10 protein-coding genes are annotated in these 12,502 nt (G+C 50.1%); 1 reads left to right on the forward strand and 9 read right to left on the reverse strand.

Going from position 1 to position 12,502, the window contains the following annotated elements; all coding sequences use genetic code 11:
- Positions 1 to 4: 4 nt before the first annotated feature.
- The gene (locus tag MHN33_RS20835) at positions 5 to 2,005 is read right to left on the reverse strand and encodes a monovalent cation:proton antiporter family protein (protein WP_239401061.1); all 2,001 of its coding nucleotides are present in this window, start codon (positions 2,003 to 2,005) and stop codon (positions 5 to 7) included.
- A 206-nt stretch (positions 2,006 to 2,211) separates the two neighbouring features.
- Here MHN33_RS20835 and MHN33_RS20840 point away from each other — a divergent pair, with 206 nt between their 5' ends.
- A complete protein-coding gene (locus MHN33_RS20840) occupies positions 2,212 to 3,108 on the forward strand; it encodes a GGDEF domain-containing protein (RefSeq protein WP_239401007.1) in 897 nt (298 codons plus the stop codon).
- Positions 3,109 to 3,152: 44 nt separating this feature from the next.
- Here the strand turns inward: MHN33_RS20840 and MHN33_RS20845 are convergent, their stop codons facing one another.
- The 8 genes from MHN33_RS20845 to fabZ all read right to left on the reverse strand — a co-directional run bounded on the left by MHN33_RS20845 (position 3,153) and on the right by fabZ (position 12,495).
- Positions 3,153 to 3,497, reverse strand: coding sequence for a hypothetical protein (locus tag MHN33_RS20845; RefSeq protein ID WP_239401009.1), 345 nt, complete (start codon positions 3,495 to 3,497; stop codon positions 3,153 to 3,155).
- A complete protein-coding gene (gene tilS / locus MHN33_RS20850) occupies positions 3,472 to 4,863 on the reverse strand; it encodes a tRNA lysidine(34) synthetase TilS (RefSeq protein WP_239401011.1) in 1,392 nt (463 codons plus the stop codon). Before tilS ends, MHN33_RS20845 begins: the two co-directional genes overlap by 26 nt.
- A gap of 101 nt (positions 4,864 to 4,964) precedes the next feature.
- Entirely contained in the window at positions 4,965 to 5,921 is a 957-nt protein-coding gene (gene accA / locus MHN33_RS20855; RefSeq protein WP_046003859.1) for an acetyl-CoA carboxylase carboxyl transferase subunit alpha, read from the reverse strand.
- A 16-nt stretch (positions 5,922 to 5,937) separates the two neighbouring features.
- Positions 5,938 to 9,429 carry a DNA polymerase III subunit alpha gene (gene dnaE / locus MHN33_RS20860; RefSeq protein ID WP_239401013.1) on the reverse strand — a complete coding sequence of 1,164 codons (3,492 nt, stop codon included), beginning with the start codon at positions 9,427 to 9,429 and terminating at the stop codon, positions 5,938 to 5,940.
- Positions 9,430 to 9,431: 2 nt separating this feature from the next.
- A complete protein-coding gene (gene rnhB, locus MHN33_RS20865; RefSeq protein ID WP_239401015.1) occupies positions 9,432 to 10,025 on the reverse strand; it encodes a ribonuclease HII in 594 nt (197 codons plus the stop codon).
- A complete protein-coding gene (gene lpxB / locus MHN33_RS20870; protein WP_239401017.1) occupies positions 10,015 to 11,169 on the reverse strand; it encodes a lipid-A-disaccharide synthase in 1,155 nt (384 codons plus the stop codon). Before lpxB ends, rnhB begins: the two co-directional genes overlap by 11 nt.
- Positions 11,170 to 11,269: 100 nt before the next feature.
- A complete protein-coding gene (gene lpxA / locus MHN33_RS20875) occupies positions 11,270 to 12,040 on the reverse strand; it encodes an acyl-ACP--UDP-N-acetylglucosamine O-acyltransferase (RefSeq protein WP_239401019.1) in 771 nt (256 codons plus the stop codon).
- 2 nt (positions 12,041 to 12,042) lie between these two features.
- Entirely contained in the window at positions 12,043 to 12,495 is a 453-nt protein-coding gene (gene fabZ, locus MHN33_RS20880) for a 3-hydroxyacyl-ACP dehydratase FabZ (protein ID WP_239401021.1), read from the reverse strand.
- Between the last annotated feature and the right edge of the window lie 7 nt (positions 12,496 to 12,502).

Raw genomic sequence — 12,502 nt, forward strand, 5'->3', positions numbered from 1 at the left:
ATCGTTATGGCAGGCCGTCTAGCAGGAATTGCTCGGCCCGCTCCACCCGCCGCGGCTTGCCTTTAAGCAACAATACATCGCTGGCACATAAGGTGATTTCTTCATCCGGCATGGAGATTTCTTCACCATTGCGTCGCAGTGCTTTTACCACAACCTTATGCCTTGCCAGGTCCAGCTCCGCAATCGATTTATCGACTGCAAAGGCATCATCCGGTAGCGCTATTGCATGCAGATATTCCAACCGGTCTGTGCTGTAGTTAGCGCCTTCTGCGCCCGCGTATTCTTTCATTTCCTGGCTGTCGCCGGTGAAAAAGCCGTGTAAATACTCGTAGCGGTTTTGTCTTTCAATACTTACCCGTTTAAGGATCCGCCGCATCGGCACACCCGACATGTACAACACGTGCGATACCATCATCAGGCTGGCTTCCAGTGACTCAGGCACAACCTCAGTGGCGCCGAGTTCTTTGAGTGCTTCAAGGTGTGTATCGTCCTTCATTCTGACCAGAATTTTTACCTCAGGGGCAAAGCGCTTAACCGCATCTATCACGGCCTGCGCTTTGTCGAAGTCGTTCAGCGACACAATCACCAGGCGAGCTTCACTGACATTGGCCGACTTGAGCACCTCCTGCTGGGTTGGGTCGCCAAACACTACAGGTTCGCCGGCGGTTAAGGCTTCCTGAACAATCGCCGGGTTACGCTCTACAGCAATATAAGGAATGGCTTCCGGGCGCAAAAAACGGGCGATTGTCTGGCCTACCCGCGCATAACCAAAAATCACCACATGATTTTTGATTTTGCTGGAGGTTATGAAACCCTGCTCGTGCGGCTCGGGTCGTCCTTCGCTGTCAATTCCAAGCAGTTTGATCAGCCTGTCTGTTTCGCTGATCAAATATGGCGTTAGTGCCATAGACAAGACCCCTAACGCTATCAGGAACGAGGCAACTTCTGCGCTAAGTAATTGATGTTTGCCGGCCAGCGCCACCAACACAAAGCCGAACTCTCCCATCTGCCACAGTAATATCCCGGCTGCAAAGGCATCTTTGCGACGCTCACCCATTAGCTGAGCCAGCAGAAAAATAATGGCCAGTTTAAGCACAATGAGCAGCGCCAGAACCAGTACAATGTAAATAAACGACTGGATCACATAAGACACATCGAGTTGCGTGCCAACGGTGACAAAAAACAGTCCCATCAGAATATCGCGAAATGGCCGGATCTCGGCTTCCAGCTGGTGCCTGAACTGACTTTCACCCAGCATCATCCCCGCCAAAAACGCCCCCAGTGCCATCGATAGGCCAAACGCATAGGTCAGCGCTCCCGCACACAACGCCACCACCAGGGTAGTCAGTACAAAGAGTTCATCGGTTCGGGCCATCGCAACTTCATTGAAGACTTTGGGTAACACCCACTTGCCAATGGCCCACAATAACATACACACAAACGCGCCTTTGGCGAGCGCAAGGATGAGTGCGCCTACCAGGACCTGGTTATCAGACTGGCTTAATAAAGGAATGGTGATCAGCAGTGGCACCACGGCAATGTCCTGGAACAGTAAAACCCCCACCGCCAGCTGACCACGGCGAATATTCAATATGCCCCGCTCTTTGAGCTCCTTCACCACGACGGCCGTGGAAGACAAAGCGATCAAACTGGCAATGATCAGCGCTTCTATCCAGTTAAATCCCAGGTACTTCAATATGACCGCCAGCACCACAGTGGTCACCAACACCTGTAAGCTGCCCAGCCCAAACACCACACTGCGCATGGCCATCAGTTTAGGAATGGAGAACTCCAGACCCAGACTGAATAGTAAGAAGACAATACCTAACTCGGCTATCAGTTGGATCTCATGGCTGTTGTTTATCCAGCCAAAGCCATAGCTGCCCGCCAGCAGGCCCGTCAATAAATAGGCCAGTATGGGTGGCAGCCCGACGCGCTTAAACGACCACACCAGCGCCACGGCACAGAGTAACAAGGCTATCAGCCCGGTAAACTGACCTTCCAGGGCGGCAACTAGCGTACTGGTGACATCCTCACCTAAAAACCCGGCAAAATTTTGCTGCAAACCGCCTCCCAAGCGTCAATAAATTAGTGGTGAGCAATTTTTATTCACTACTAAATATAGCAAGCAGCTGTTTTTCAGCCAGTTTAAATTTTTGGCATGAAACTCGCTTAGAACAGACTGAATGTTGTACTTTAGGGGAATATTAGATGGAAAATGTCCATATTTTGACACAACGGGCACCGACGCGCGGGGATTTTTTGCCGTTTAACGCACAAATGCAAATGTCGCACGTCCCCGAAAACCCAATGAGCCTGACTGAAAAATTGCAAACAACACTGGATGTCAATGGACTACTCGACATCTTTGCAGGTTATATTAAACGTATCATAAATCTGGCCGGATTACAGTTTCACTCCAGTGAAGGCGTGTTTCAGATGCAACAAAGCAACAACCAGCTCAGCCCATATACCTTTGATCTGGAATTAAACAACCAGCATCTGGGTCAGATTGTATATTTTAGCAAGTACCGCCTGAGTGAGTCACTACAGGCCAGGTTGATCCAGCTACACACCTGCTTGCTATATCCACTCAGAAATGCCTTGATGTACCAAAGAGTGCTGAAACTGGCGACCAAAGATTCGCTGACCGGCTTATCTAATCGCAGTCAGTTTAATGAGTTTCTGGCAAAGAAGCTTGAACGCAGCCGCCGTCATCACTGTAATTTCAGTCTGATGCTACTGGATCTGGACAACTTTAAGCAAGTGAACGACCTGTATGGTCACAAAATGGGCGACAATGTTTTGATTGAGTTTGCACGTATTCTGGAATCATCCGTGCGGGCTACAGACACCGTGTTTCGTTTTGGTGGTGACGAGTTTGCGATCCTGATAGACGACCCGGCCTTTACTACCAACAAGGTGATTGCCGAACGTATTATGGCATCCGTCAGGTGCTGTACTGTTATGAAGAATCATGACGTTACTACCAGTATTGGCTTTACACTGGCAACCAGTCAGGATTGTCCGAATGAAATTTTCTCGCGGGCAGATAAAGGACTGTATCGCGCTAAGGACGCAGGTCGAAACTGCGCCCGTACGATTTAACCTGCTGACAGCTAGACCATATTGCGTCCCCTAACGCAATATGGTTACTGTTTTCGCAGTACAGTCAGCTTATAGAGCAACAGTATCAGCGCAAAACCGCTAAAGAAACTGTTAATAACCCAGGCCAGTGATAAAAAGTCAGGCAGTTCGCTGAACATGATAGCCAGCAAGGGCGCCCCCAGGCCAAAGATAAAAAAGCTGCCGCCTTTACCATGCCAGTACGCCAGTAGCAGTACAGCACTGAGCCCACCGGCACCTGCGCTAAGCGCGACATTACCAATATTCAGTCCGCCATTCACCGCCAGAATTGCAAATAATGCACAACAACTCAATACCGCCCAGATAGCTTTATTCGCCAGTGATTCACCAATCTTTCTTGTTTCTTGCATCTTCTAATTTCCAGTTGAGTCCCTGAGGCGACGAGAACGCCTCATTGACAAAAAATCCCACCACCTGCACCAACTCATCGTTGTAATAAATCAGGGGCACGCGACTGCGCTCCCAGGTGGGGACACCATACTCTTTTAGCCAGTGTTTGAGGGTATTACGGCCGCTGCGCCCGGGCGGTTTAACTTTCTCGTTCAGACAATTAAACTGCACCGACACCCGCTCATCCGCTGTTGGATGACGAACCCCCCGCCCTTCAGCCACACTTAAGGTCGTAACGTCATCCAGCACCACGTTCGCCAGGCCAACATCGTATTGCACCTGCCTTGGCGGCAACTCAGTTACCCAATATAACTGATCTCTGAAACGCCGGACCTGTCCCGCTGATAAAGCTACGGTCATTTGTGCATCAGAGCGCGCATTGAGGGCCTGTGTCAGGATCTGATCCAGCTGTTTCTGCGAGGGCATCTGAATTCCCTGCTCAGCCAGCCAGCCACGCACCAGATTCTGCTGGCGTAAAGGGGCGAGTTCAGCGAGACGACGGATAGACAAGCTCTGCTCGTTCAGACAATACGCCAGATCGGCCTGCGTAAGTTCATCCAGCAACGCCTGTTGCCCCTGTAGCAGCTCAACAGTGCGCATTACGCTGGGAACAAACCCAGAAAAACGGGATTTCAGCAAAGGTAATACCTGATTTCGCAAGAAATTGCGATCGAACCGGTCACTGAGGTTAGATTCATCCTCAATATGTGAGATCCCAAATGTCTTTGCAAATGCTTCAATGTCGCTGCGCTGAGATATTAACAAGGGTCTCAGACACACCCGACCGGATGGCAGTGTACTACGTGCATGCATGGCGCCCAACCCCTTCAGACCTGAGCCTCGTTTCAGGCGCAGCAGAAAAGTTTCGACCTGATCGTCACCATGCTGTCCGAGCACCAATGCATGACAAGGGTGTGCGTGTTTATCCAGCGCATCATACCGTGCGACGCGGGCCTGAGCTTCGAGGCTTTGACGACTTTGCGCCTCCACACTGACGGAGATCGGCGTAAACTCGACCGCCAGCACCGCACATTGTTCCTGACAAAATGCCTGCCACTGCAGGGAATTAGGTGATAGCCCATGGTCCACGTAAATCGCCTGTAAGGCAAGGTGAGGATTGACTTGTATATAATGGCGACATAGGTGCAGCAGTACCATTGAATCGACACCACCCGAGAGTGCAACGGTGAGGCCACTTATTGCCGTATGTGTTACTGCATGCGTTATCGTATGCGTTACTGCATGGGTTGCCGGGTACGTTTCTTCATCGGCCAGTAACTTATCTAAGCTGGCAGCAAAACGGCTATAGAGCGGGGTCTGAGTCATAATCACAGGCGTTGTTGGTACTTAGACAATATTATCCCGATTTTACGGGCACAAAAAAAGCCGCGATGCGGCTTTTTTCCGTGTTGTTGTGTCACTGTGGTTTAACAATAACCAAATGACATCAGGCGCTGGTAGCGTTGCTCCAGCATTTCTTCTGTGCTCAGTGCTTCCAGTTCGCCCAGATCACGCTTAAGCTGTGCTTTGAGGTTTTTCGCCATCGTGTCGTAGTTACGATGTGCACCACCCATGGGCTCATCAATAATAGTATTGATAAGATCCAGCTCTTTCACGCGTGCCGCTGATACACCCATAGCTTCTGCCGCAAGTGGTGCCTTCTCTGCACTCTTCCACAGGATAGAGGCACACCCTTCAGGTGAGATTACAGAGTATGTGCTGTACTGCAGCATGTTAACGCGGTCGCCCACCCCAATGGCCAGTGCACCACCAGAACCACCCTCACCAATCACGGTACAGATGGTCGGCACTTTCAGTGCAGCCATTACTTTAAGGTTACGGGCAATTGCTTCACTCTGGCCGCGCTCTTCAGCGCCAACACCCGGATAGGCACCCGGCGTGTCGATGAAAGTGATGATTGGCATTTTAAAACGCTCAGCCATTTCCATCAGACGCAGGGCTTTACGATAGCCTTCAGGCTTTGGCATACCGAAATTACGCTTGATTTTTTCTGCCGTATCGCGCCCTTTTTGCTGACCGATCACCATCACAGGCTTATCGTCCAGACGTGCAACACCGCCTAAAATAGCCGGGTCGTTTGCAAATGTGCGGTCACCTGCAAACTCGTCGAACTCAGTGAAAATACGCTCGATATAATCGCGTGTGTATGGACGAAGCGGATGACGCGCTAACTGAGATACCTGCCAGGCACCCAGATTGTCGAAAATCTTTTTCGTTTGTTCTACGCTTTTTTCCTTGAGGCGGCTGATCTCTTCTTCAAGGCTGAGATCAAGACTGCCAGAGCGGCTTACGTTTTGTAATTCATTGATTTTTGCTTCTAATTCTGCAATTGGAAGCTCAAATTCAAGATAATTGAGGCTCATGCTCTAAACGACCTGTTTAATTAAATTCTAGTTCTATTTCCTGCGCCGCCATCTTGGATAATCGTCTGAGGAGATCATCACTGGGCGTCACACACCATTGCATACCTAATGTCACTTCCGCTATCGCGTCCGGGCGCTGATATTGGATTTTTACCGGACACGTACCAAACTTGTACGGTTCCAGTACTTTTTTCAGATTATCTATGAAGTTCGTGTCAATTTGCACCATATTCAATGTCATTTTTATAGCACTAATCCGCTTTTCACGGGCCTGAGCTATGGTGCAGACTTCTCTGGCGGTCATTGTAATGCCGCCGGAGAAGTTATCAAAGCTGACCTGTCCGGATATTACCAAGATTTGGTTCATTTGCAGCATATCTTGGTACATTTCAAACTGTTCAGGGAATAAGCGTACATCAATTCGTGCGCTCTTGTCATCTAAAGTTATCAGACCCCAGCGTTTACCCTTCTTATTGATCAGCACCCTTGCATTGATAACCAATCCCGCAGCCGTCGATTGCACATCGCGATTCGTTGGCTGTAATTCTACTAGACGACCCGAAGTGTAATTTTTTAACTCTTTTCTGTATTGATTTATGGGGTGACCGGTCAAATACAAGCCCAGGGTGTCTTTTTCGCCCTGCAACCATTCATCGTCCGACAGCCCAATGGCTTTTACAAAGGCTTGTTCTACTTCGTCTGGTTCGACGGCCAGCAGACCGAACAAGTCACTCTGCCCCAGCGACTCAGCCTTGTGATGCTGCTCGGCAGACTTCATGGCGTCTTTCAGGCTGGCCAATAAGGTAGCGCGTCCAGGCTGGGTTTTCTCCGGACCCAGCTGGTCCAGCGCGCCTGCGTAAATCAGCTTTTCAATCACCCGGCGGTTCAGGCGTTTAAGGTCAACCCGGGCACAAAAATCGAATAAGTCTTTAAACGGACCGCCCTGCTCGCGGGCTTCGAGAATGGCTTCAACCGGGCCTTCACCCACGCCTTTGATGGCACCAATACCATAGACAATTTCACCCTGACGGTTTACCGCAAACTTGTACACACCGGCATTGACATCCGGTGGCAGTAGCGTCAACTTCATGTTTTCACATTCATCCACCAGGGTCACGATTTTGTCGGTGTTATCCATATCCGCCGACATAACCGCTGCCATAAATTCGGCCGGATAATGGGTTTTCATCCACAGTGTCTGATACGATACCAGTGCGTAAGCAGCAGAGTGTGACTTGTTAAAGCCATAACCCGCGAACTTCTCTACCAGATCGAAGATCTTCATTGCCAGTTCGCCGTCAACGCCGTTGTCTCTGGCACCGTCTTCAAAGGTGCTGCGCTGCTTGGCCATTTCCTCGGGTTTTTTCTTACCCATGGCTCGACGCAGCAAGTCCGCGCCACCCAGACTGTACCCCGCCAGGACCTGGGCTATCTGCATTACCTGCTCCTGATACAGGATGATGCCGTAAGTTGGCTCCAGGATCGGTTGCAGGCTGTCGTGCTGGTATTGCGCATCCGGATAAGAGATCTCTTCACGGCCATGCTTACGGTCGATAAAGTTGTCTACCATGCCCGATTGCAGCGGACCAGGACGGAACAGGGCCACCAGGGCTATCATATCTTCGAAACAGTCCGGCTTAAGACGACGAATGAGGTCTTTCATCCCGCGCGATTCCAGCTGGAATACGGCGGTGGTCTCTGCTCTGAGCAGCACTTCAAAACTGGCCGGGTCATCCAGCGGGATGGCCGCTATATCGACCGGCTCAATACCATCGCGTGCCAGCCGCTCGTTGGTCATGTCAAGCGCCCACTGCAAGATGGTCAGTGTACGCAGACCCAGGAAGTCGAATTTAACCAGACCGGCCGTTTCAACGTCATTTTTATCAAACTGGGTGACCGGGAACTTACCTTCTTCGTCGCAATACAGCGCGGCAAAATCGGTAATACTGGTGGGCGAGATAACTACGCCCCCGGCGTGCTTACCGGCGTTACGGGTACAGCCTTCGAGAATACGACACTTGTCGATTAGCTCACGCACTTCCTCGTCGCCGTCATATACTTCGGGCAGACGCGGCTCAACCTCGAATGCTTTAGCCAGGGTCATACCCGGATCGCCCGGGACAAGCTTAGAAATTCGGTCAACAAAACCATAAGGGTGACCAAGTACCCGGCCCACATCGCGAATTACCGCCTTGGCCGCCATGGTACCAAAGGTAATGATCTGAGATACCGCCTGACGACCATACAATTTAGATACGTGATCGATTACTTCATCCCGGCGGTCCATACAGAAGTCGACGTCGAAGTCGGGCATCGAGACACGTTCCGGGTTAAGGAAACGTTCGAATAGCAGGTCAAATTCCAGCGGATCCAGATCGGTGATCTTTAAAGCATACGCCACCAACGAGCCCGCACCGGAACCCCGGCCCGGTCCTACCGGAATATCGTTGTCCTTACTCCACTGAATGAACTCCATTACGATCAGGAAGTAGCCCGGGAATCCCATCTGGTTGATTACGTCGAGCTCGATTTGCAGACGTTCATCGTAAGGGCCACGTTTCTCTGCCCGCTCGGCATCGTCCGGGAATAGAAACTGTAAACGCTCTTCCAGACCGTCACGGGACACCTTAACCAGGAAGTCTTCGATTTTTAAATCGCCAGTCGGATAGTCCGGCAGGAAGTAAGTGCCCAGCTGCACCGTGACATTACAGCGCTTGGCAATCTCCACTGTGTTTTGCAGCGCCTCCGGAATATCACTGAATAACTCCTGCATTTGCTCTGGGGTTTTCAGATACTGCTCTTTGGAGAAGCGTCTGGGTCGGTTTTTGTCTTCCAGCGTATAGCCGTCGTGGATAGCCACTCGAATTTCGTGCGGCTCGAAGTCGTGTTCATGGAGGAACACCACTTCATTGGTTGCCACCACAGGCAAGCCCCTTTCGGTTGCCAACGCAACTGCGCCATGCAGGTACTCTTCTTCCTGCTCGCGACCTGTACGGTGCAGCTCAAGATAGTAATGATCGGCAAAATGGGTTTCGTAGAATTCCACCGTATCGGCAATCAGTTGCGGATTGCCCTTCAAAAGCGCCTTACCCACGTCGCCGTCTTTGGCACCGGAAAGCAAAATCAGGCCTTCTTTGTATTTGGCCAGCCACGCTTTGTCTATCACAGGACGGTGAAATACGTGACCCCGTAAATAGGCCTCGGAGATCAATAAGGTGAGGTTTTTATAACCTTCGTTGTTTTTTGCCAGCACCACAATACGGCTGGGCTCGTCCGGGAACTGGTCGCTCTTAAGCCAGAAATCGGCACCGACCAAAGGTTTAATACCCGCACCATGGGCCGCGCCGTAAAAGCGTACCAGACCACATAAATTCATCTGATCGGTAATGGCAAAGGCAGGCATCCCCAGTTCAGCGGCACGCGCCACGATGGGCTTGGTTTTTGCCAGCCCGTCGACCATAGAAAAGTCGCTGTGTACTCTTAAATGAACAAACTCAGGTGCTGCCATAACTAAGATTTCTCCGCCAGAATGCGCTGTACCGGTTTGAAACTGGTTCTGTGGTGCGGTGTTGCGCCGTATTCACTGAGTGCTGCAAAATGCGCTTTGGTTGGATAACCTTTATGCGCCGCAAAGCCATATTGTGGATACTGCTTATCCAGCTCCAGCATTTCCTGATCGCGTGTCACTTTTGCCAGGATAGAGGCGGCACTGATCTCAGCAACCAGGCTGTCTCCTTTAACCACCGCCTGAGCAGGCACACTCAGTTCGGGCAAGCGATTACCGTCAACAAATACAAACTGGGCTTTTACTGCCAAGCCTTCTACCGCACGCGTCATGGCCAGCATAGTGGCATGCAGAATATTCAGCTCATCAATTTCACTGACCGTAGCACGTGCCACGTGATAGCACAGTGCTTTTTGTTTGATCTCTTCAGCCAGCAGTAGTCGCTTTTTCTCGGTGAGCTTTTTGGAATCCGTCAGCCCTTCAATCGGGTTAGCCGGGTCCAGGATCACCGCAGCCGTTACCACATCGCCCACCAAAGGGCCACGGCCTACTTCATCTACGCCTGCAATATACTGCACATCAGGACGTTCAATTTGCATCTATTAACTCCACTACAGCCTGTGCCGCCTGTTTGCTGGCGTCACGGCGAATATTCTGATGAATATCATAAAAACGTTGGACAAGCGCTGAGTTGTCTCCTTTCAGCAAAGGTAGCAATGCATCCGTGAGGGCATCGGGGTTACAATCCTGTTGTAAAAACTCTTCAACCAGGGCTTCATCTGCCAACAGGTTTGGCAAAGAAAAATGTTTGATGTTGAAGGTAAAAAAGGTATTAAAAATCCAGTAGCTGAGCGGTTTGAGCTTATAACCGACCACCATTGGTTTTTTATACAGCATGGCTTCAAGCGTGGCTGTACCAGAGGCAAGCAAAACCGCCGTCGCGGCCGTCATCGCAAGCGAAGACTGCCCATCGAGCAAAATGGTTCTCAGCTCAGGGGCGACCTGGGCCTGAATTGCCTGAAATTGCGCTTTACGCTTTTCATTCACCAGCGGAACAAGTATTTTCAGATTCGGGATCTTATCCGCCAGCGCTTTGGCGGTGAGCAAATAAGTTTCACTCAGCTGGCTTACTTCTGAGCCTCTGCTGCCTGGCAGCAAAGCCAGCACGGTATCTGAGTCTTTTAACCCCAGCTGCGCGCGTGCGGCTGACACATCCACGTCCAGAGGGATTTCATCCGCCAGTGTATGCCCAACAAAAGTGCAGGGTACTTCGTGCTTATCGTAAAAAGCCTTTTCGAATGGTAACAAAGACAATACCAGATTGGTCGCTTCTGCGATTTTGAAAATGCGCTTTTGTCGCCATGCCCAGACGGAAGGGCTCACATACTGCACAGTTTTAATGCCGGCAGCTTTTAAAGGTTTTTCCACGCGCAGGTTAAAATCGGGCGCATCAATACCAATGTAAATATCCGGCTTGTGCGCAATAAAATGTTCGACCAGTTGTTTGCGTATTTTCAGCAAGCGAGGCAAACGTCCCAGTACTTCTACCAGGCCCATCACGGCCAGCTCTTCCATATCGAATAAGGTTTCACACCCTGCATCCAGCATTTTTGGACCGGCAATACCGATGAATTGTGCATTGGGGTAATGTTTGCGCAGTGCATGGATCAGCCCTGCACCTAAGATGTCGCCAGACAGCTCGCCGGCAACAATCCCTATCGTAATTTCTTTTTCGTTGGCCATGTGATTCTTTTAGAATAAAAAAACGCCATACAGGCTGTATGGCGTTAGTATATCAGATACAGATATGCGATGCAGAAAGGTTATCAGCCGTTATATAAATTTAACGTACCAGTCCTCTTTCAGAGGTCGCAATAAAGTCTATCATTTGCTGGACCCCAGCAAAGTTTGCCGCATCTTCGCGCATGGCTTCCAGTGCTTCGTCCAGCTTCAGGCCTTTACGGAACAATGTTTTGTAAGCACGGCGAATGGCCATAATTTCATCTGATCCATAGCCGCGGCGTTTTAACCCTTCGGAGTTTATTGCCGCTGGTCGTGCTGGTGTGCCAGTAGTCGTTACAAATGGCGGTACATCCTGATTCACGCCGCTGTACATGCCAACAAAGGCATGTGCGCCGATTTTACAGAATTGATGTACACCAGAATTACCTGCCAAAATCACGAAGTCTCCGACATGCACATGCCCTGCGACACTCGCATTGTTAGCGAAAATCACGTTGTTACCAATGATGGCATCGTGCGCAACATGGGTATATGCCATAAACAGGTTGTTGCTGCCGATCTGTGTAATGCCTTTATCCTGGATAGTGCCCCGGTGGATGGTGGCGCACTCCCGGATAATATTATTGTCACCAATGACGAGTTTAGTTGGTTCATCCTTGTACTTTTTATCTTGGCAGGCTTCGCCGACTGATGCGAACTGGAAAATATGGTTGCCAGAACCTATCACGCTGGGTCCTTTAATTACCACGTGAGATTCAATTTTACAGTTGTCTCCGATAACGACATCATTGCCGATATAGCTGTAGGGACCAACCGATACGTTTTCGCCCAGCTGAGCACCTGACTCAATAATTGCAGTAGGATGGATCACGCTTAAAACTCTCTTCTTGCACACATTAATTCAGCGCTACATACGACCTTGCCGTCGACCTTTGCAACACCAGAGAACTTCCAGATATTGCGGCGCTCTTTCACAAATTCAACATGTAAATGCATGGTATCACCAGGCACTACCGGCTGTTTGAAGCGTGCATTATCTATTGCTGCAAACAAGTATAGTTCATTATCACCGCGATTCTCGACGGTCTTGAAACCCAACAGACCGGTCGCCTGAGCCAATGCTTCTAAAATCATCACGCCCGGGAAAATGGGCTGATCAGGAAAATGGCCTGTAAAAATAGGCTCGTTCGCAGTCACATTTTTGACTGCATGTAAGTATTCGCCAGGTTTATAATCAATGACCTTGTCTACCAGCAGCATCGGGTATCGATGTGGTAGTAGCTTGAGGATCTCTTGAATATCGAAGCTATTTAATTCGTTGGCCAAAATAACA

This window comes from Pseudoalteromonas sp. OOF1S-7 (genome assembly GCF_022347765.1).
GTDB lineage: Bacteria > Pseudomonadota > Gammaproteobacteria > Enterobacterales > Alteromonadaceae > Pseudoalteromonas.